Source organism: Isoptericola dokdonensis DS-3 (assembly GCF_001636295.1).
Classification (GTDB): Bacteria; Actinomycetota; Actinomycetes; order Actinomycetales; family Cellulomonadaceae; genus Isoptericola; species Isoptericola dokdonensis.
Genome location: NZ_CP014209.1, coordinates 1,640,209 through 1,659,847, shown reverse-complemented (window position 1 = coordinate 1,659,847; position 19,639 = coordinate 1,640,209). Strand labels below are relative to the sequence as shown.

16 protein-coding genes and 1 riboswitch are annotated in these 19,639 nt (G+C 75.2%); of the genes, 7 read left to right on the top strand and 9 right to left on the bottom strand.

The window, feature by feature from the left end; genetic code table 11:
* Nucleotides 1–17: 17 nt before the first annotated feature.
* Entirely contained in the window at nucleotides 18–2,507 is a 2,490-nt protein-coding gene (locus I598_RS07715) for a phosphoketolase family protein (protein WP_068202461.1), read from the bottom strand.
* Between the two features lie 168 nt (nucleotides 2,508–2,675).
* Between I598_RS07715 and I598_RS07710 the strand changes: the two genes are divergently transcribed.
* Nucleotides 2,676–3,578, top strand: a complete 903-nt coding sequence (locus I598_RS07710) for an SURF1 family protein (protein ID WP_068202460.1) — start codon at nucleotides 2,676–2,678, stop codon at nucleotides 3,576–3,578.
* Nucleotides 3,579–3,669: 91 nt separating this feature from the next.
* On the opposite strand, the gene I598_RS07705 is transcribed toward I598_RS07710, so the two are convergent.
* From I598_RS07705 to I598_RS07695, 3 genes are all read right to left on the bottom strand, one after another.
* The gene (locus I598_RS07705) at nucleotides 3,670–4,644 is read right to left on the bottom strand and encodes a hypothetical protein (protein WP_068202459.1); all 975 of its coding nucleotides are present in this window, start codon (nucleotides 4,642–4,644) and stop codon (nucleotides 3,670–3,672) included.
* A 151-nt stretch (nucleotides 4,645–4,795) separates the two neighbouring features.
* Nucleotides 4,796–6,565: an ABC transporter ATP-binding protein gene (locus I598_RS07700; RefSeq protein WP_068202458.1), complete on the bottom strand. Its 1,770-nt coding sequence runs from the start codon at nucleotides 6,563–6,565 to the stop codon at nucleotides 4,796–4,798.
* A complete protein-coding gene (locus tag I598_RS07695) occupies nucleotides 6,562–8,238 on the bottom strand; it encodes an ABC transporter transmembrane domain-containing protein (RefSeq protein ID WP_335583279.1) in 1,677 nt (558 codons plus the stop codon). Before I598_RS07695 ends, I598_RS07700 begins: the two co-directional genes overlap by 4 nt.
* A gap of 190 nt (nucleotides 8,239–8,428) precedes the next feature.
* Here I598_RS07695 and I598_RS07690 point away from each other — a divergent pair, with 190 nt between their 5' ends.
* Together I598_RS07690 and I598_RS07685 are read left to right on the top strand one after the other, a co-directional pair.
* Complete coding sequence (locus tag I598_RS07690) at nucleotides 8,429–8,839, top strand: DUF3817 domain-containing protein (RefSeq protein WP_068202457.1); 411 nt, start codon at nucleotides 8,429–8,431, stop codon at nucleotides 8,837–8,839.
* Complete coding sequence (locus I598_RS07685) at nucleotides 8,836–10,113, top strand: ThiF family adenylyltransferase (RefSeq protein ID WP_068202456.1); 1,278 nt, start codon at nucleotides 8,836–8,838, stop codon at nucleotides 10,111–10,113. The genes I598_RS07690 and I598_RS07685 overlap by 4 nt, the downstream gene beginning before the upstream one ends.
* Before the next feature lie 7 nt (nucleotides 10,114–10,120).
* Here I598_RS07685 and I598_RS07680 read toward each other — a convergent pair whose 3' ends face one another.
* The 3 genes from I598_RS07680 to thiO all read right to left on the bottom strand — a co-directional run bounded on the left by I598_RS07680 (nucleotide 10,121) and on the right by thiO (nucleotide 12,404).
* Nucleotides 10,121–10,933, bottom strand: a complete 813-nt coding sequence (locus I598_RS07680) for a thiazole synthase (RefSeq protein WP_068202455.1) — start codon at nucleotides 10,931–10,933, stop codon at nucleotides 10,121–10,123.
* Between the two features lie 11 nt (nucleotides 10,934–10,944).
* Nucleotides 10,945–11,181 (bottom strand): sulfur carrier protein ThiS, encoded by a 237-nt coding sequence (thiS, locus tag I598_RS07675; protein ID WP_068202454.1) that lies wholly within the window; start codon nucleotides 11,179–11,181, stop codon nucleotides 10,945–10,947.
* Nucleotides 11,178–12,404 (bottom strand): glycine oxidase ThiO, encoded by a 1,227-nt coding sequence (thiO, locus tag I598_RS07670; RefSeq protein ID WP_068202453.1) that lies wholly within the window; start codon nucleotides 12,402–12,404, stop codon nucleotides 11,178–11,180. Before thiO ends, thiS begins: the two co-directional genes overlap by 4 nt.
* Nucleotides 12,395–12,499, bottom strand: a riboswitch (TPP riboswitch). (Overlaps the previous gene by 10 nt.)
* A gap of 63 nt (nucleotides 12,500–12,562) precedes the next feature.
* On the opposite strand from thiO, the gene thiE reads away from it, so the two are divergent.
* From thiE to I598_RS18355, 3 genes are all read left to right on the top strand, one after another.
* Nucleotides 12,563–13,207: a thiamine phosphate synthase gene (gene thiE / locus I598_RS07665; protein WP_068202452.1), complete on the top strand. Its 645-nt coding sequence runs from the start codon at nucleotides 12,563–12,565 to the stop codon at nucleotides 13,205–13,207.
* A gap of 47 nt (nucleotides 13,208–13,254) precedes the next feature.
* Nucleotides 13,255–14,844: a glutamine-hydrolyzing GMP synthase gene (gene guaA, locus I598_RS07660; RefSeq protein WP_068202451.1), complete on the top strand. Its 1,590-nt coding sequence runs from the start codon at nucleotides 13,255–13,257 to the stop codon at nucleotides 14,842–14,844.
* 206 nt (nucleotides 14,845–15,050) lie between these two features.
* The gene (locus I598_RS18355; RefSeq protein ID WP_335583278.1) at nucleotides 15,051–15,785 is read left to right on the top strand and encodes a hypothetical protein; all 735 of its coding nucleotides are present in this window, start codon (nucleotides 15,051–15,053) and stop codon (nucleotides 15,783–15,785) included.
* Between the two features lie 96 nt (nucleotides 15,786–15,881).
* On the opposite strand, the gene I598_RS07650 is transcribed toward I598_RS18355, so the two are convergent.
* The gene (locus I598_RS07650; protein WP_068202449.1) at nucleotides 15,882–16,703 is read right to left on the bottom strand and encodes a hypothetical protein; all 822 of its coding nucleotides are present in this window, start codon (nucleotides 16,701–16,703) and stop codon (nucleotides 15,882–15,884) included.
* A complete protein-coding gene (locus tag I598_RS18290) occupies nucleotides 16,700–18,211 on the bottom strand; it encodes a PspC domain-containing protein (RefSeq protein ID WP_068202448.1) in 1,512 nt (503 codons plus the stop codon). The genes I598_RS07650 and I598_RS18290 overlap by 4 nt, the downstream gene beginning before the upstream one ends.
* 126 nt (nucleotides 18,212–18,337) lie before the next feature.
* On the opposite strand from I598_RS18290, the gene I598_RS07640 reads away from it, so the two are divergent.
* Complete coding sequence (locus I598_RS07640) at nucleotides 18,338–19,639, top strand: ATP-binding protein (protein WP_068202447.1); 1,302 nt, start codon at nucleotides 18,338–18,340, stop codon at nucleotides 19,637–19,639.

Here is a 19,639-nt window from a genome sequence, read left to right as displayed (position 1 = left end):
GACGTCAGCGCGGGCCGTCACTCGTTGTCGCCGCCCGTGGTCGCCGCGGCGTCGTACTGCGGGCCACCCTGTCCCGTCGCCGTGTCGCCGGCGTCCGGCCACACCCAGTCGCGCACCTCGGGGACGTCCTCCCCGTGCTCGCGGGTGTACTGGCGGGCGGCCAGCCGCGCGTCCACCATCCGCTGCCTGAACCCCGCGACCTTCGACCCCAGACCCGGCACCCGGTCGATCACGTCGAGGACCAGGTGGTAGCGGTCGACGTCGTTGAGCATCGCCATGTCGAACGGCGTCGTCGTCGTGCCCTCCTCCTTGTACCCCCGCACGTGGATGTTCGAGTGGTTCCGACGGCGGTACGTCAGCCGGTGGATCAGCCACGGGTAGCCGTGGTAGTTGAAGATCACCGGTCGGTCCGACGTGAAGAGGCCGTCGAAGTCCTTGTCCGACATCCCGTGCGGGTGCTCGTGCTCGTCCTGCAGCCGCATGAGGTCCACGACGTTCACCACCCGCACCTTGAGGTCCGGCAGCTCGCGGCGCAGGATGTCGGCCGCGGCCAGCACCTCCAGCGTCGGCACGTCGCCGGCGCACCCCAGCACGACGTCCGGGTCCTCGCCCGGCACCTCCGTGCCCGCCCACTCCCAGATGCCCAGGCCCCGCGTGCAGTGCGCGATCGCCTCGTCCATCGACAGGAACTGGGGCGCCGGCTGCTTGCCCGCCACCACGACGTTCACGTACTGGCGGCTGCGCAGGCAGTGGTCGTAGGTGGACAGCAGGGTGTTGGCGTCCGGCGGCAGGTACACCCGCACGATCTCGGCCTTCTTGTTCACCACGTGGTCGATGAACCCCGGGTCCTGGTGGCTGAACCCGTTGTGGTCCTGCCGCCACACGTGGCTGGACAGCAGGTAGTTGAGGCTCGCCACCGGCCGCCGCCACGGGATGTGGTTGGTGACCTTCAGCCACTTGGCGTGCTGGTTGAACATCGAGTCGACGATGTGGATGAACGCCTCGTAGCTGGTGAACAGGCCATGCCGCCCGGTGAGCAGGTAGCCCTCCAGCCAGCCCTGGCACTGGTGCTCGCTCAGCATCTCCATGACCCGCCCCGCACGAGCCAGGTGCTCGTCGACGTCGGGCCCGTAGAAGTCCGCGTTCCACTGCTTGTCCGTCACCTCGTAGACGGCCTGGAGACGGTTCGACGCCGTCTCGTCCGGCCCGAAGATCCGGAAGTTGTCCGGGTTGCGTCGCACCACGTCGGTGAGCCACTGGCCCAGCACGCGGGTCGCCTCCGCGACCGTGCCGCCCGGCGCCGGCACGTCCACCGCGTACTCGCGGAAGTCCGGCAGGCGCAGGTCCTTGAGCAGCAGCCCGCCGTTGGCGTGCGGGTTGTCGCTCATGCGCAGCGTGCCGGTCGGTGCCTGCGCGGCGATGTCGGCGTGCAGCGCACCGGTGTCGTCGAACAGCTCGTGCGGCCGGTACGACTCCAGCCAGCTCCGCAGCACCTCCAGGTGCTCCGGGGTGTCCCGCGCGCTCGCCAGCGGCACCTGGTGCGCGCGCCACGAGTCCTCCGTCTTGTGCCCGTCGATCTCGGGCGGGCACGTCCACCCCTTGGGGGTGCGGAAGACGATCATCGGCCAGGCCGGCCGCTCGTCGTTCCCCGCCGCGGCGTCCGCCTTGATGCGGGCGATGTGGTCCAGCACCTCGTCCAGCAGCTGCGCGAACCGGCGGTGCACCGCCGCGTGGTCCTCGCCGTCGAACCCGCCCACGAAGAAGTACGGCGTGTGCCCGTAGCCGATCATCAGGTCGCGCAGCTCGTCGTCGCTGATGCGGGCCAGCACCGTCGGGTTCGCGATCTTGTACCCGTTGAGGTGCAGGATCGGCAGCACGACGCCGTCCGTGCGGGCGTTGACGAACTTGTTCGAGTGCCAGCTCGTCGCCAGCGGACCCGTCTCCGCCTCGCCGTCACCCACGACCGCCGCGACCAGGAGGTCCGGGTTGTCGAACGCCGCGCCGTACGCGTGGCTCAGCGCGTACCCCAGCTCGCCGCCCTCGTGGATCGAGCCCGGGGTCTCCGGGGCCACGTGGCTCGGGATGCCGCCGGGGAACGAGAACTGCCGGAACAGCCGGCGCAGACCCTCGTCGTCCTGCGTGACGTCGGAGTAGATCTCCGAGTAGGTGCCCTCCAGGTAGGTGTTCGCCACCAGGCCCGGACCGCCGTGCCCCGGACCGGCCACGTAGATCGTCGACTGCTCCCGCTCCCGGATCGCCCGGTTGAGGTGCGCGTAGAGGAAGTTCAGGCCCGGCGTGGTGCCCCAGTGGCCGAGCAGCCGGGGCTTCACGTGGTCGCGGGTCAGCTCCTCGCGCAGGAGCGGGTTGTCGAGCAGGTAGATCTGCCCGATCGACAGGTAGTTCGCGGCACGCCACCACTGGTCGAGGCGCTCGACGTCGGTGTCCGACAGCTCGGCGACGCCGGTGGCGCGCCAGTCGGTGCCGGTGGACGTGGTGCTCGAGGTCATCACACACTCCCTGGGCTGCACTGATTCTTGCGATCGCTCTCATTCCACCCCAGGCGGCACCGGACCGCAGCGCGAGCGGCGGGCACGTGCGGACCGGGCCGCCGTCCGGGCCGGTGACCTGCGTCACCGGATGCCGGAGCGGTGCCACGGCCCCGATACCGTGGACCCGTGCCCGACGCCCCACCCGTGCGCCGAACCTTCTGGTCGGTGGCCCGCCAGCCGCGCATGCTGGCGATCCTGCTGCTCCTGCTGCTCGCCGCCCTCGTGTGCGGGCGCCTCGGCGTCTGGCAGATCGACCGCGCCTACGAGCGCGCCACCCTCGCCGCCCAGCAGGAGGCCGCCGAGGCCGCCGCCGCCGGACCCGCCGCGCTCGGCGACCTCCTGGTGCCCCAGACGTCGTTCCCCGGCGAGCTCGTCGGTCGCCAGACGTGGGTCGAGGGCACCTACGAGCCTGACGACCAGGTGCTCGTCGCCGGCCGGTCCCTCGACGGGGTCGAGGGCTACCTCGTCCTCACCCCGCTGCGCGTCAGCGAGGACGGCACCGGCGGCGAGTCCTGGGCGACGCTCTCCGGGGCGCCCGTGCTGCCCGTCGTGCGCGGCTGGGTCGATTCCCCGAAGCCCGACGCCGCCGCGCTCGACGTCCCCGACGGCGAGGTGCGCGTCTCCGGCTGGCTCCAGGCGTCGGAGTCGACCCTGCGCACCGGCGACCTGCCCGCCAACCCCGGCGGGCCGCCGCTCGTGCAGGACATCGCGTCGTCGCAGCTTGCCAACCTCTGGGACGGCCCCGTCTACACCGGCTACGTCGTGCTCACGGACTCCGACCCCGCCCAGCCGGGCGTCGCCGACGGCGGACCCGCACCCCTGCCGCGGCCCGTGCTGGAGGGCGGCACCGACGTGAACCTGCAGAACTTCTTCTACGCCCTCCAGTGGTGGGTGTTCGGCCTCTTCGCGTTCTCCCTGTGGGTCCGCCTCGTCCGCGACGAGATGGCCGGGGGGCGTCGGGAGACCCGTCGCCGCGACGACCGCACCGACGACCCCGTCGGCCGGGGCATCGCCGGCCTGCCGTCCTGACGTCTGCGACCTTTCGTCGCCGCGAGATCGACCCTCCCGGATCGAGATCGACGTACCGTGCGTCGATCTCGATCCGGGAGGGTCGATCTCGTCACCGGTGGCGGCGTCGGAGTGCGAGGCGGATCCGCTCCGCCAGCGCGGCACCCTCGGCGAGGTCGGACCAGACGACCCGGATGACGACCCACCCGGCCTCCTCCAGCGCGTCCTGACGAGCCTTCTCCGCCACCACCCGCGCCGACGGGTCCCCGTAGTCGCCGCCCGAGTACTTGACCAACCCGTCGAACTCGACCGCGACCCTCTGCTCCGGCCAGGCGAGATCCAGCCAGAAGGTCCCGAGCCGGGTGTCCACGGCCAGGCCGACCTCAGGCCGGGGGAGGCCCTCGTCGTGCAGGGTCCACCGCAGCACCGACTCGCCCGGCGACTCCGACCGGGGGTCCACCAGGTCGAGCACCGTGCGGGCCCGCACGACGCCCCGCTTCCCGGCGGACTCGTCGAGGATGTCGGCGATCAGCTCGACGTCCGCGCCACCACGCACCGCCGAGTCGGCGACGACGAGCGCCTGGCCCGGGGGCACCAGACGTGCGCAGCCCACGACGGTCCGCTCCAGCGTCGTCACGGGGATGCCGCCGACGTCGGTCCGGTCGCGCGGCGGGAGCGTCGTCCAGTGACGGTGGAGGTCGCGTTCGCGGACCTGTGACTGGTTGGGCGGGCGGAGCTGGGTGAGGTGCACGACGGCGGACAGCCGCCACGTCCAGCAGCCGTGCAGCACCGCGGCGGTGGTGTGGGAGAACCAGTGGTCGACGTCGAGCCTGCTCTCGACGGCTCGGACGCGACGCAACAGCTCGTCCTGCCGACGGCGGGCCACCCCGCCGTCGCCGGCGACCGGGGCGAGGTAGACGCCCTTGCGGAGCCGCTCGAGGCTGCCGTCGCGGCGACGGCGCCGCAGCTCGGGGCGGCGTCGCTCGTCGAACCGCACGGCGGGCGGGACGGCCGCCGGCGTGAGCCCGCGACGGTCGCCGGGGCGGACGGTGTCGCGGCGTCGGGGACCGGTGGAGTCGTCCGTCATGGGCGTCAGCGTGCCAGCTGCGCGGCCGCGGTGGTGCGCCGCGGGCAAACCTGTGGACGGCCGTCGGTGAGATCGACCCTCCCGGACCGAGATCGACGCACCGAGCGTCGATCTCGATCCCGGAGGGTCGATCTCGCGGGGGAGGGGAGGGTCAGTCGGCCTGCCAGGAGTGCCAGAGGCGGGCGTAGTCCCCGCCGGCGGCGACGAGGTCGTCGTGCGAACCGATCTCGGTGATGCGGCCGCCGTCGACGACGGCCACGCGGTCGGCGTCGTGCGCGGTGTGCAGCCGGTGGGCGATCGCCACGACGGTCCGTCCGGCCAGGACGGCGTTGAGGGACTGCTCGAGGTGCCGGGCGGCGCGGGGGTCGAGCAGCGAGGTCGCCTCGTCGAGCACGAGGGTGTGCGGGTCGAGCAGGACGAGCCGGGCGAGGGCGACCTGCTGGGCCTGCGCCGGGGTGAGCGGGTGGCCTCCGGAGCCGACCTCGGTGGCGAGCCCGTCGGGCAGGGCACGCACCCAGCCGCGGGCGTCGACGGCGCCGAGCGCGTCCCACAGGGCGTCGTCGGTCGCGCCGGTGTCGGCGAGCCGCAGGTTCTCCGCCAGCGTCCCGACGAACACGTGGTGCTCCTGGGTGACGAGGGCGACGTGGCCGCGCAGGTCCTCCAGCGGCAGGTCGACGAGCGGCACGCCGCCGACGGTCACGGTGCCTCCGGTGGGCGGGTGGATGCCGGCGAGCATGCGTCCGAGGGTGGACTTGCCCGCTCCCGACGGCCCGACGACGGCGAGACGTTCGCCGGGGCGCAGGTCGAGGTCGACGCCGTGCAGGACGTCCCGCCCGGGCGTGTACGCGTACCGCACGGCGGCGGCCCGCACCTCCTCCGACGCCGGGACGGCGCCGGAGACCTCGCGGTCGGGGGCGACGAGCCCGACACCGACCACGCGGGCGAGCGCGACGGCGGCGACCTGGAGCTCGTCGAGCCAGAACACGAGGTCGAAGACGGGCCCGCCCATCTGGTGCGCGTACACCGCGAGGGTGGCGACGGTGCCGACCGTGGTCAGGCCCTGCGACGCCAGCCACGCGCCCCAGAGGACGACGGCGATGGGGGCGATCGCGACGGCGGTGTCCAGCCCCGGGATGAGGCGCTGACGCAGGCGCAGCGTGTGGGACTCGGCGGTGAAGGTCTCGGCGAGGTCGCCGCGCAGCCGGCGGCGCAGCCCGGCGCCGAGCCACAGGGCCTCGGTGGTGCGCGCGCCCTCGACGGCCTCGGTGACGGTCCCGTTGAGGGTCGCGAACGCGGAGGACACCCGCAGATAGCCGGGGGTGGCACGGCGCAGGTACCAGCGCAGGGTGAACACGATGATCGGCACGCCGACGAGCAGGGCGAGAGCGACCAGGGGGTCGGCGAGGAACGACGCGACGAGGGTCAGGGTGAGCGTGACGACGCACACCAGGACGCGGGGCACGCCGAACCGGACGGCGTGCGCGAGCTTGTTGACGTCGTTGGTGGTGCGGGCGACGAGGTCCCCGGTGCCGGCCTTCTCCACGGTGGACAGCGGCAAGCGGGTGGCGGTCGCCATGAACTCCTCGCGCAGCTCGGCGAAGACGCGCTCGCCGAACACCATGGACAGTCGCTGGGCGAATCGCGTGACGACGGCCTGCACGACGACGGCGGCCAGCAGCACGAGGGCGAGGGTGTCGACCCGCGCGAGGGTGGTCCCGGCGGTGGTCTCGTCGATGATGCGGCCGAGCAGGAACGGCCCGGTGAGGCCGGCGAGGGCCGCGAGCGTGTGCAGCACGGCGACGCCGCCGAGGCTGCCACGGTGGCGGTGGAACAGGCGGGCGACGGTGCGGCGGACCTCGGCGCTGTCCGCGACGGGCAGGCGGCGGGGGTCGGACGACGGGGGCGGCGCGGTGGCGCTCATCGCGCGGCTCCTTCGAGGGTGTCGGCGGTGTCGGCGGAGGCCTCGGGCCGGCCCGCGGCGACGGGGTCGTCGAGGCTCCGGCCGACGACGGCGCGGTAGGCGGCGGCGACGGCGTCGGTCCGGGTGAGCAGGTCGGCGTGGGTGGCGGTGGCCACGACGTGCCCGTCGTCGGACAGCAGGGCGACGTCGTCGACGTGGTCGAGGACGAGCGGGCTGGCGGTGACGACGAGGGTGGTGCGGCCGTGCCGGGCGGCGGCGACGCGTTCGGCGATGCGGGCCTCGGTGTGCGCGTCGACGGCGCTGGTGGGTTCGACGAGGACGAGGATCTCGGCGTCGGTGAGCAGGGCGCGGGCGAGTGCGACGCGCTGCCGCTGCCCGCCGGACAGCGACCGGCCCTTCTCGGGGATCTCGCCGTCGAGGCCGCCGGGCACGGAGTCGAGGACGTCCTGGGCGTCGGCGGTGAGCAGCGCGGCGAGGAGGTCGTCGCGGGCGGCGCGGCCGCGGGCGTCGAGCGTGTCGGCGAGGACGCCGGAGAACAGGTGGGGCGTGGCCTCGGCGACGACGACGCGTTCGCGCAGCGCTGCCTTGTCGAGGTCGGCGAGGCGCACCCCGCCGAGGGTGACGTGGTGGGGCGCCTCGACGTCGTCGTCGATCCGGCCGAGCCGGGTGGCGAGCGCGGCGGAGACGTCGGGGTCGGCGCAGACGAGGCCGACGACGCGTCCGGGCCGCAGCACGAGCCCGCTGGCGCGGTCGACGAGGTCGCTGCCGGCGGGCGGCGCCGCGGCGGGCGCGGCGGCCTGCGGGGTCGCCTCGGTGACCTGGAGGACGCCGAGGAGCTTGCGGGCGGACACGAGCGCGTTGGTGGTCATCTGGAGCATCTGGGTGGCCATCTGTACCGGCCACGACAGGAACGCGGCGTACCCGTAGAAGGTGACGAGCTCGCCGGGGGTGAGGTCGCCGGTGACGACGGCGCGTGCGCCGATCCACAGCACGAGCGCGACGAGCAGCCCGGGCAGCAGCACCTGGAGCCCGTCGAGGACGGACTGCACGACGGCGACGCGCACGCCGCGGCGGCGCACCTCCTGCGACTGCGCGGCGTACCGCGCGGTGAAGACGTCCTCCCCGCCGATGCCGCGCAGGATGCGCAGCCCCGAGACGGTGTCGGCGCCGAGGGAGGTGAGCCGGCCGGTGGCCTCCCGGCTGGCCTGCTGGCGGGCCTGCAGCGGCTTGACGAGCAGGGCGAGGGCCGCGGCGACGACGGGGATGCCGAGCGCGACGACGAGCCCGAGGCGCAGGTCCTGGGAGAGCAGGACGCCGGTCGCCGCGGCGTAGGCGACGACCCCGCCGACGAACCGCCCGGACATCGCGAACACGTCGCCGACGCGCAGCGCGTCGTTCGCGACGGCCGCGACGACCTCCCCGGTGGGGAGCTTGCGGGTGACGGCGTGCCCGGCACGGGTCGCCTTGTCGCCGACGAGCTCGGTGAGGGCGAAGGTGGCGCGCAGCCAGCTCTCCACGTCGAACGTGTGGGAGAAGTACCCGGAGACGACGATCGTGGCGGCGGCGACGAGCATCCACCCGCACCACACCCACAGCTGCGGACCGAACCCGGCCGCGAGCCCGGCGTCGACGGCCTGCCCGAGCAGCAGCGGCGACGCGGCCGACGCGAGCATCGACACGGTGCCCGCGAGCGCGGCGAGGGCGACGACGCCACGTTGGCGCCCCGCCTGCCACAGCAGCAGGCGGGGGCGGAGGTCAGGGGCGGCGTGCCGAGGTCGGGCAGGGGGAGGGGGCGCACGGGGTCGACCCTAGGTGGCGCACCTGACACCGATCACCGCATTTTCGCCGCCTATCCTGGAGTGCGTGAGCACCGAGCAGCCCTCCGCCCCGACCGTCTCCACCGAGCAGGCCGCGACCGCGATCCGCAAGGCCCGCGGTGCGCTGTCCCGCTACCGCGTGATGGCGCTGATCACGGGTGTGACGCTGCTGGTGTTCTGCGGCGAGATGATCGTCAAGTACGTGGTGGGGGCGTTCGTCGACGTGGACGGCGTGATGGCGTACCTGTCGTGGATCCCGTTCGCGCACGGGTGGATCTACGTGCTGTACCTCATCACCGTGCTGGACCTGTGGGCGAAGATGCGCTGGGGCTACGGCCGTCTCGCCTCCATGGTGTTCGCGGGCGTCGTGCCGGTGATGTCGTTCGTGCTGGAGAAGAAGATCCACGCCGAGGCCGAGGTGAAGCTGACGGCGCTGGCCGACCGGTACGGCGCATGACGGCGCTGCGGCCCGACTCCGGTGTCAGCGGCGACGCCGACCGGCTCGCGCCGCTCGTCGAGCCGGTGCCCGCCCTGAGCGACGCCGAGGTCGCGCGGTACGCCCGCCACCTCGCGCTGCCCGGTCTGGGGCCGGAGGGGCAGCGGCGCCTCGCCGCCGCGCGGGTGCTCGTCGTCGGAGCGGGCGGCCTCGGCAGCCCGGCGCTGCTCTACCTCGCCGCGGCGGGCGTCGGCACGCTCGGCGTCGTGGACGACGACGTCGTGGACGTCACCAACCTGCAGCGCCAGGTCGCGCACGGGCAGTCGGACGTCGGCCGGGCGAAGGTGGCCTCCGCCCGGGAGACGGTCGCCGAGGTCAACCCGCACGTGACGGTCGTCGAGCACCCGGTGCGTCTCGGCCCGGGCAACGTGCTCGACGTCCTGCGCGGCTACGACGTCGTCCTCGACGGGGCCGACAACTTCCCGACCCGCTACCTCGTGTCCGACGCCGCCGAGGTGCTGGGTCTGCCCGTCGTGTGGGGGTCGATCGACCGGTTCGACGGTCAGGTCGCCGTGTTCTGGGGCGCGCCGCGCCACCTGGTCGCCGACGACGCGCACGGCACCGAGACCCGGCGCGGCGTCACCTACCGCGACGTGTTCCCCGTCCCGCCGCCTCCCGGCACCGTGCCCGACTGCGCCACCGGGGGAGTGCTGGGCGCGATGTGCGGCACCATCGGTTCCGCGATGGCCGTCGAGGCCGTCAAGCTGATCACCGGCGTCGGCCGCACCCTGCTCGGGCGGCTCGCCGTCCACGACGCGCTGGGCCCCGAATGGCGCGAGCTCACCGTGCTGCCCGACCCGACGCGCGAGCCCGTCACCGCGCTGCTGCCCGGCGACGACGCGTACGCCGCGTTCTGCGGGCTCGCCCCCGCGGCATCCGCAGCGACGACGCCGGGGGCCGGCGCGCCGACGTCCGACCCGGAGGTCCGCGGCGTCGAGGTCCCCGCCCTGCTCGCCGCCGATCCGCCCGCGCTGCTCGTCGACGTGCGCGAGGAGTGGGAGGCGCAGGTGCGCCCCCTGCCCGGGGCGCGGCTGGTGCCCAGCGGCACGTTCCTCGGCCGCTCCGCCGACGCCCCCGACGCCACCGCCCGTGCGGCGCTCGCGGAGCTCCCGACCGACCGTCCCGTCGTGCTGGTGTGCGCGGTGGGCGCCCGGTCGGCACGGGTGGCCGCCGTCGCGCGCGCGGCCGGGGTCGACGCCCGCTCCGTCGTCGGGGGCCTGCCCGCGCTCGGGTAGCGCCCGGTCAGAGCGCCAGGTCGAGCCGCCCCTCGGGCGTCGAGCTGGCGAGCGCCCCCTCGCGGCGCGGGATGCGACCGGCGCCGGCGGCGAGCCGCCCGGACTCGACCGCGAGCCGCATGGCGTGGGCCATCCGGGCCGGGTCTTCGGCGCGCGTGACCGCCGTGGCCAGCAGCACGCCGTCGCACCCCAGCTCCATCGCCAGCGCGGCGTCGGACGCCGTGCCGATCCCGGCGTCGAGGATGACGGGAACCCGCGCGGCGTGGGTGATCGCCTCGATGTTGCGCGGGTTGAGGATGCCGAGGCCGGACCCGATGGGTGCGCCGAGCGGCATGACCGCCGCGCAGCCGACGTCCTCGAGCCGTCGGGCGAGGATCGGGTCGTCGTTGGTGTACGGCAGGACGACGAACCCGTCGCGCACGAGCATGTCGGCCGCCTCGACGAGCCCGAGGGGGTCGGGCAGCAGGGTGACGTCGTCGGCGATCACCTCGAGCTTCACCCAGCTCGTGCCGCACGCCTCCCGGGCGAGCTGCGCGGTGAGCACGGCCTCGCGCACGGAGAAGCAGCCTGCCGTGTTGGGCAGGGCGCGGATGCCGAGGCGCTCCAGCAGGCCCCAGATCCCGGCGTCGCGGGCGGCCTCCGGCGTCGTGGCCGCCGCGACGCGGCGCAGCGCGACCGTCGTCAGGCCGGTGCCCGACGCGACGAGCGCGTCCTGGAGCAGCAGCAGGTTCGCGGCGCCTCCGGTGCCCATGACGAGCCGGGAGCCGATCTCCGTCCCGGCGACGACCAGCGGGTCGGTCGTGGTGTCGGTGGTGGTCATGGTTCCCTCTCTCAGCCGCCCTGCACGGCGGTCACGATCTCGACCCGGTCCCCGGCGCGCACCGACGTCCGGTCCCACACGCCGCGCGGCACCACGACGTCGTCGATGGCGACGGCGACCCCGCGAGGAGCGCCGTCCACGACATGTCCGGGCAGCAGGTGCGCGACGACGTCCGCCACGGGGACCGCGCCACCCGCACCGAGGTCGTAGGGGGCGCCGTTGACGAGCGCGGTGGGGGGTGCGGTCATGGCTGGGCTCCGTCGGGGCGGGGGTCGGTGCCGGGCGTGAAGCGGCGGGGGTCGCAGGCGCGCAGCGCGGCCAGCGTCGCGGGCGGGTCGGCGGCGGTGCGGCCGACGTCGAACCACGTCCCCGTGATCCGGGCGACCACGACGTCGGCCGTCAGCGGTGCCAGCAGCACGCCGTTGCGGTGGTGCCCGGTGGCCAGGTGCAGGCCGGGGACGGCCGTGGGGCCGATGATCGGGAGGTTGTCCGGCGTGGCGGGGCGGGCCCGCGGCGTCACGGCGACGAGCGCCGCCTCGTCGATCGCGGGCAGCAGTGCGCGGGCGTCCCGCAGCAGCGCGTACACCCCGCCGGCGTCGGCGCGGCGGTCGTCAGGGTGCTCGCGGGTGGTGGCGCCGACGACGAGCTCGCTGTGGCCGGCCCACGGTCCGCCGGTCGCGGCGTCGCGGGCGACGACGTAGACGGGGCGTCCCTGCACGAGCCCGCGGACGACGTGGCTCGGGGCCAGGGCCGGGTCGGTCTGGAGGCGCAGGGTCTGCCCCTTGACGGGCCGCACGGGCACGGTGACGCCGTCGACGCCGGCGAGCAGCGGGGCGGACGCCCAGCCCGCGGCGACGAGGGTGGTCCCCGCCCGGTGGAGGGTCCCGTCGTCGTCGACCACGCCGGTGACCCGCCCGTCGCCGCCCTGCTCCAGCCGCACGGCGGCCCGGTGGACGAGCGTCCCGGCGGGATGCTGCTCGACGGCGGCGCGCAGCGCGCGCTGCGTGGCCTGCGGGTCGACGGCGTGGTCGCCGGGCACCCAGGCCGCGGCGGCGATGCGCTGGCCGAGCAGCGGCTCGTGGCGGCGGGCCTCGGTGACGGTGAGCTCGTGCGAGGTGACGCGGTGGCGCTCGTGGAGCTCGACGATGCGGCGCAGCAGGGCGGCGTCGGCGGCGTCGTACGCGATGGTGAGGGTGCCGGACTCGCGCAGCCCCACGCCGAGGCCGGTGGTCGCCTCGAGCTCGGCGGCGAACCGCAGCCAGTGCGCGGCGCCGGCGAGGTGCAGGTGCAGGGCGTCGCTCTCGGCGAACTCGGCCTCCGTGGCGGGGGCCAGCATCCCGGCGGCGGCGTGCGTGGCGCCGTCCCCCGGGTCGGGGTCGAGCACGGTGACGGTGAGGCCCGCCACCAGGGCGCGCCAGGCCACGGCGAGACCGATGATCCCGCCCCCGACCACGACGAGGTCGCGTTGCATGGTGTGCTCCCTTCGCTGGCATGACCCAGATCAGGTTCGACGGTCGGCGCCGCCGCGCCCTCTCAGCCCTGCGCAGGGCTCCCGTGCTCGGACCACCCTACCGGCCCCCGCCGAGCGGCGACGACCTGCGCCGACGTCGGCGGCTAGGCTCGCGAACCGTGACCGTCGACGCCCGCACCCGCCTGGCCGCCGCCCGCCTCTACCTGTGCACCGACGCCCGTGAGGAGCGTGGAGACCTGGAGGACTTCCTGCACGCGGTGCTCTCCGGCGGGGTCGACGTCGTGCAGCTGCGCGACAAGACCCTCGACGTCGCCCGCGAGCTGGAGCTGCAGGAGCTCGTGGCCCGGGTGGCCGCCGAGCACGGCGCCCTGTGGGCGGTCAACGACCGGGCGGACATTGCCTCCCTCACCGGCGCGCCGGTGGTGCACATGGGCCAGGGCGACCTGCCGACGGCGGCCGTGCGGTCGCTGCTCGGCCCCGGTCCGGTGCTGGGACGCTCCACGCACTCGGCCGCCCAGGCCGCCGCCGCGGCGGCCGACCCCGGCACCGACTACTTCTGCGTCGGCCCGCTCTGGGCGACCCCCACCAAGCCCGGCCGCGCCGCCGTCGGCCTCGACCTGCTGCGCGACGTCGCCGCGAGCGGCCCGACGACGCCCTGGTTCGCGATCGGCGGCATCGACGGCGAGCGGCTCGACGCCGTGCTCGACGCGGGGGCGACCCGGGTCGTCGTCGTGCGGGCCGTCACGCAGGCGGCCGACCCCGAGCGGGCGGCGCGCGCGCTGCGGGACCGCCTCGAGGGGTGACCTCGAGGGGTGACCGTGCCGCGCGGGCGGGCGACTATCCTGGGGCGGTGACGTCTCCCGCCACCACCCCCGATCCCACGCCCCGGCCCGTGCTGGTCGTCGACTTCGGCGCCCAGTACGCCCAGCTCATCGCGCGTCGCGTGCGCGAGGCGAACGTCTACTCCGAGATCGTGCCGCACACGTTCACCACGGAGCAGATGCTGGCCAAGGACCCGGCCGCGATCATCCTGTCCGGAGGGCCGTCCTCGGTGTACGCCACCGGCGCGCCGTTCGTCGACCCGGCGCTGTTCGAGGCCGGCGTGCCCGTGCTCGGCATCTGCTACGGGTTCCAGGCGATGGCCGCGGCGCTCGGCGGCAAGGTCGCCCAGACGGGAGCGCGCGAGTACGGCGGCACCGAGGTCGAGGTGTGCTCCGCCGGCGTGCTGCTCGCCGGCACCCCGGAGCACCAGACCACGTGGATGAGCCACGGCGACGCCGTGCACGAGGCGCCCGCGGGCTTCGAGGTGCTCGCCACCTCGCCCGGCTCGCCCGTCGCGGCGTTCGAGGACGGCGGCCGTCGCCTCTACGGCGTGCAGTGGCACCCGGAGGTCAAGCACTCCGCGCACGGGCAGACCGTGCTGGAGCACTTCCTGTACGAGGGCGCCGGGCTGGCGCCGGACTGGACGCCGGGCAACGTCATCGCCGACCAGGTCGCGGCGATCCGCGCGCAGGTCGGTGACGCCCGGGTGGTCTGCGGGCTGTCCGGCGGCGTCGACTCGTCGGTCGCCGCAGCGCTCGTGCAGCGGGCGGTCGGGGACCAGCTCACCTGCGTGTTCGTCGACCACGGTCTGCTGCGCGAGGGCGAGGTGGAGCAGGTCGAGCGCGACTTCGTCGCGGCCACCGGCGTGAACCTCGTCGTGCGGGACGAGCGCAAGCGGTTCCTCGACGCGCTCGCCGGGCACTCCGACCCCGAGACCAAGCGCAAGATCATCGGCCGCGAGTTCATCCGCGTCTTCGAGGACGCCGCGCGCGACGTCGTCGCCGACGCCGGCGAGCACGGCGAGGAGGTCAAGTTCCTCGTCCAGGGCACCCTGTACCCGGACGTCGTGGAGTCCGGCGGCGGCGAGGGCGCGGCCAACATCAAGAGCCACCACAACGTGGGCGGCCTGCCCGACGACCTCCAGTTCTCGCTGGTCGAGCCGCTGCGCACGCTGTTCAAGGACGAGGTCCGAGCGGTGGGTCGCGAGCTCGGCGTGCCGGAGCCGATCGTCGCCCGGCAGCCGTTCCCCGGTCCCGGCCTCGGCATCCGCATCGTCGGCGAGGTCACGGCCGAGCGGCTGGACATCCTGCGCCAGGCCGACGCCATCGCCCGCGAGGAGCTGACCCGGGCCGGGCTGGACGAGGAGATCTGGCAGTGCCCCGTCGTGCTGCTCGCCGACGTCCGCTCCGTGGGCGTCCAGGGTGACGGCCGCACCTACGGCCACCCGATCGTGCTGCGCCCCGTGTCGTCGGAGGACGCCATGACGGCCGACTGGACGCGCCTGCCCTACGACGTGCTGTCGATCATCTCGACCCGGATCACCAACGAGGTCTCCGAAGTCAACCGCGTCGTCCTCGACGTGACGAGCAAGCCGCCGGGCACCATCGAGTGGGAGTGACCTCCCGCAGCTGACGGCCCCCGCGCCGTCGACGTCCCCACGCCCGGCCGGGTTCCTCGGCCGGGCGTGCGGCGTTCTCGGGGACGGTCGCGGGGCCGCCGTCACGACGCTGACCTCACTGTTCGCAGGGCGGCGACGCGCACGCCGGGCTACCGTGCTGGTGAAGCACGTCACAGTTTCTTCACCAGCGACCGAGAGGTTGAGCCATGTCGAGCACCGTCACAGTCCGTCCCCCGAGAGGAGTGCGGGGGATCGGGATGTTCTCCCTCGTCGTCGGGGTGATCCTGATCGTCGCCGGGGTCGTCGTCTGGATCGTCGTGTCCCTGACGCTCCAGGAGGAGAAGATCGTCGTCTCCGACGACGCGAACATGTTCGCCGGCCAGGAGGTCGCCGGACCGTTCACCGCCTTCGCGCAGGCCGAGGTCATCAACAAGCACGCCCTGGAGGCCTCGGGCGGTGCCACGTACGCCGAGCTCGAGCAGGACGACCCCGTCCGGGCGACGGTCATGAACGCGTCGTTCCTGCGGGCGTCGCTGTTCACGTCCGTCGTCGCGTTCGGCGTCTGCGCCCTCGTCATCGGGCTGGGCCTGATGTTCATCCTCATCGGGATCGCGCTGAGACGGCTGGCCGGAGGATCGGAGGTGTCCGTCGAGACGCCGGCGCTCGCCTCCGGCGGCGGGCTGTCCGAGGCGGGGACCGCGGCGGCGCCGTCCGCCCCTGCGCGGCACTCCGCCATCGCTCACGACCCGCCGCCCACGGCCGCCGCACCGCCGGCCGCCGCACCGCCGGCCGCCGCACCGCCGGCCGCCGCACCGACGGCAGACCCGGCGCCGGCCGACCAGCCGCCCGCCACGCCGCCGGCGTCCTCGGCCCCGGCCCCGGACGCCCACACCGAGCCGGTCGACCCGACCCGGCGGCAGGACGGTACCGACCGCGCCTGACATCACCGCTGGGGGAGTACGCCGGACGGCCCGGACACCGAGGTGTCCGGGCCGTCCGGGTGCCCCGGGGTCCGCCCCGGGGGGAGGTCGTCGCGGTCAGGCCGCCGTCGGACGGCGGCGCTTGCGGCGGGCCGCGCTGACGACGGAGCCGACCACCAGCAGGACGCCCGCGACTCCGAGCAGCAGGATCGTCGCGAGCTGGAGGTCGATGCTGGCACCTGCGGCCTGGGCGAGCAGACCGCACCCGATCACCGCGACGACGAGCCCCCACACGACCGTGCTGGTGCGGGGCCCGGTGCTGACCAGCGGTGCCGGCACCGTGGCGACCGGGACGGCCGCCCCGGAGTCCGCCGACGGCGCGGCCGGGCCCGAGGCTGCCGACGGTGCCGCCGGGACGGGGGACGCGGCCGACGCCGCGAACGGGTCGGCGCCGGCCGCCGGCGCCGGGGTGGCGTACCCGGGGTCGTGGAGCCCCGACGACGCGTCGGGATCGGTCCACGCGTCGGGGGTCTGCGACGCGGGGGTCGCCGCCGGGAAGACGCGGGTGCCGCCGGGGGCCGGATCGGCGGAGGTGGCACCCAGGACCTGGGTGTCGTCCGGCGCGGACTCCGCCGGGCTCGCGGACAGCACCTGGGTGTCGTTCGGCTCGGCGTGCTCGACGGGGAGCACCTGCGTCGAGCCGGGCGGCTCCGGGAGCTCGTCGTGCGTGACGACGGGTGTCCCGTGGTCCGCGTCCGCCTCGACCGTCGCGTCCGTCGGGTCGGTGGCGTCGAGCGGGCCGTCGGGCGCGGCATCGGCACGATCGGTGTCGACGGCGTCGGGAGTGACCGGTTCGGTCGTCCCGGGCTCGGTCACGTCCGGGTCGGCCGGCGAGCCGGTCGGACGGTCGGACGGGTCACGGTACGGGTCGGTGCTCATCGGCTCTCCTGGATGACGAGTTCTCCGGCGCGGGCGTCGACGTCGAGCAGCAGCACGGGGCCGCTGTTCTCCGCCTCGACGCTGCGGTAGGTGGCGGGTCCGCCGGTGAAGCCGTTGACGGACAGGTGCTGGTCGTCGACGTCCCACGCGAAGTGGCCGGCGTTGAGGTCGACGACGGCCTCGACGGCGACGCCGTCGGGGATCTCGATGACGGCGCGACCGCCCGTGGTCTCGACGGGGACGACGGCCGGGGCGCCCGGCTCGACGCCCGACAGGTCGAGCCCGGTGAGGTCGAGCGTCGCGTCGCCGAACTGGATCCGGTAGCCGGCGGCGGCCTCGTCGACGGAGCGGGGCGTGACCTCGCCCTGCCCGACGACGGTGCCGGCCGAGGTCGCGATCTGCGCGTCCTCGTCCCACGACCAGCCGTCCCAGTCCCAGCTCTGCCCGCCGGCGGCGAACGGCCAGGTGACGGCGGCGGCGATCAGTCCGAGGATCGCGAGGGCGGTCAGGCCGCCGCCGCGGCGTCCGCGCAGCCCGGTGACCACGACGGCGGCACCGAGCAGGACGAGGGTGCCGCCGAGCCACAGCGCCCACGCCGACCCGGCCGGGTCGAACGTGAGGCCCGCGGCCAGGATCGCGGCGCCGAGCAGCAGCGAGAGGCCGACGACGATCCCCACCGTCGTGGACCCGGCCCGCGGGGTGCGGGGGCGCGGCGCGGGCGGCGGGCCCACGGGCGGCAGCGGCGGCGCGGGCGGCACCGGCGGGACGTGGCCACCCGGCTGCGTGGCGCCGTCGCGGAGGCGGGCGGACCGTGCGGGCGGCGGGGTCCAGGAGGTCTCGGACGCTGGGGGCGTGACGGGGGCGGACACGTAGTGCGCCCGGGGGGCGGGGGTGAACGCCTCGGCGGGGGACGTCGTCGGGCGCGACGACGGCTCAGCCGAGGCCGCGGGAGGGTCCGTGGGAGCCGCCCCGGCCCACGGTCCGGGCGGGGGGCCGGCCGGGTTGCCCGCGGCGGCGCCGTCGCGGCGGCGCGTGCGCACCATCTTGACCACGAGCCACACGACGGCGGCCCAGAAGGCGATCCACAGCAGCACCACGACCCACTCGGCGGGACCGCCCCACCACGGCCAGATGCCGCCGCTCCACGTGAAGCCGACGACGAGCATGATCGCGGCGCCGACGACGGCGACGTCGAACGTGCCGCGCAGGGTCTGCTCCAGGTGGATGCGTCCGTCGGACCGCTCGGGCAGGAGCAGCCAGGCGATGCCGTAGAGCACCAGCCCGATGCCGCCGACGAACACGCTGAGCACGAGCAGGCCCCGCACGAGCAGGGGGTCGAGCCCGTACCGCTCGCCGACCCCGGCCGCGACGCCGCCGATCCAGCGGTCGTCGGAGCGGGCGACGCCGATCCGGCGCAGCGAGTCGAAGAACTGGTTCCCGGCGGGCCGCGGGGCGGGGCCGGACGGTCCGGGCGGGACGCCCGGCTCGGAGCTGTCGTTCGTGGTCATGCGAGCATCATGTCGCCGTGGCGGCGCCCGCGGCATGGGGTGATGCCCTGAAACCGTCCCTGATTCGCCCCGGTGGTCACCCTCAGGAGCGCGCGACCGGGCCCGGGGGCGTGACACGATCGGGACGTGACCAGCACCGAGAACCCTGCCCGCCTGCCGTTGCGCCGCCCGCGCGCCGGTCGGGTGCTGGGCGGCGTCTGCGCGGGGCTGGCCGCGCACCTGGGGGTCGCGGCCTGGCAGGTGCGGGTCGCGATGGCCGCGCTGGCCCTCTTCGGCGGCGCGGGCGTCGCGGTGTACGTCTTCTGGTGGCTCACCGTCCCGGCGGGCGACCCGCGGGACGCGGCCGCGCAGGTCCGACCCGCCGCGGTGTCCCGGCTCGCGCCGCGGCTGCGTCGCGACGCCGCCGGGGGCGGGCTGTCCACGCGCGACGTCGTCGTCGGTGCGGGCCTGCTGGTCGGCGCGGCCCTGCTGCTCGCGGTCCGTGCGGGCTGGGACCTGCCCACGACGTGGCTGCCGGTGCTGGTCGTGGCCGGTGGTGCCGCGCTCGCGTGGAGCCAGCTCGACGCGGTCCAGCGCTCCCGCAGCGAGCAGAACCTGACCTCTCGCCGGGGCGTGCTGCTGCGGCTCGTCGGCGGCCTCGTCATCGTCACCGCGGGCGTGCTGCTGCTGTTCGTCCAGGGGACCCCGGCGCGGGAGCTGCTGACGGTCACCCTCGCGTCCCTCGCCGTGCTGATCGGTGTCGCCCTGGTGCTGGCCCCCTGGTGGCTGCGGCTGGTGCGCGAGCTCGGCGACGAGCGTGCCGCCCGCGCCCGCGAGGCCGAGCGCGCCGACATCGCCGCCCACCTGCACGACTCCGTCCTGCAGACCCTGTCGCTCATCCGGGCGCGCGCCGACGACTCCGAGGAGGTCGCGCGCATGGCTCGCGCCCAGGAGCGGGAGCTGCGCGAGTGGCTGTACGACGACCGGCCGCCCGCCGGGACGTCTCTCGCGGCCGAGCTGCGCGGGCTCGTCGGCGAGGTGGAGGACGGCCGCGCCGCCGAGGTCGAGCTCGTCGTCGTCGGCGACTGCCCGCCCACCGAGGCGACCGCCGCGCTGCTGCAGGCGACCCGCGAGGCCCTCGTCAACGCCGTCGTGCACGGCGCCGCGCCCGTCACCGTCTACCTGGAGGTCACCGACGCCGCCGCCGAGGTGTTCGTCCGCGACCGCGGCGACGGGTTCGCCATGGACGAGATCGCGTCCGACCGGTTCGGGGTGCGAGAGTCGATCCTGGGCAGGGTGCACCGACGGGGCGGCGCGGCCGAGGTGGTCAGCCGGCCCGGGTGGGGCACCGAGGTGCGGCTGCGCATGCCGCGCACCGCCCGCAGCACGAGCAGCACCGCCGGCGCCGAGTCGCCGTCGTCGGCGACGACCGAAGGGACCCGATCGTGA

Bases quoted from the DNA above. Each gene is read 5' to 3' on its own strand.
- I598_RS18355 (WP_335583278.1), top strand. From the start codon at position 15,051: ATGTCGAGCACCGTCACAGTCCGTCCCCCGAGAGGAGTGCGGGGGATC.
- thiO (WP_068202453.1), bottom strand. From the start codon at position 12,404: ATGCAACGCGACCTCGTCGTGGTCGGGGGCGGGATCATCGGTCTCGCC.
- I598_RS07705 (WP_068202459.1), bottom strand. From the start codon at position 4,644: ATGACGGACGACTCCACCGGTCCCCGACGCCGCGACACCGTCCGCCCC.
- I598_RS07680 (WP_068202455.1), bottom strand. From the start codon at position 10,933: ATGACCACCACCGACACCACGACCGACCCGCTGGTCGTCGCCGGGACG.
- I598_RS18290 (WP_068202448.1), bottom strand. From the start codon at position 18,211: ATGACCACGAACGACAGCTCCGAGCCGGGCGTCCCGCCCGGACCGTCC.
- thiS (WP_068202454.1), bottom strand. From the start codon at position 11,181: ATGACCGCACCCCCCACCGCGCTCGTCAACGGCGCCCCCTACGACCTC.
- I598_RS07695 (WP_335583279.1), bottom strand. From the start codon at position 8,238: ATGCTCGCGTCGGCCGCGTCGCCGCTGCTGCTCGGGCAGGCCGTCGAC.
- I598_RS07715 (WP_068202461.1), bottom strand. From the start codon at position 2,507: ATGACCTCGAGCACCACGTCCACCGGCACCGACTGGCGCGCCACCGGC.
- I598_RS07650 (WP_068202449.1), bottom strand. From the start codon at position 16,703: ATGAGCACCGACCCGTACCGTGACCCGTCCGACCGTCCGACCGGCTCG.
- I598_RS07685 (WP_068202456.1), top strand. From the start codon at position 8,836: ATGACGGCGCTGCGGCCCGACTCCGGTGTCAGCGGCGACGCCGACCGG.
- I598_RS07700 (WP_068202458.1), bottom strand. From the start codon at position 6,565: ATGAGCGCCACCGCGCCGCCCCCGTCGTCCGACCCCCGCCGCCTGCCC.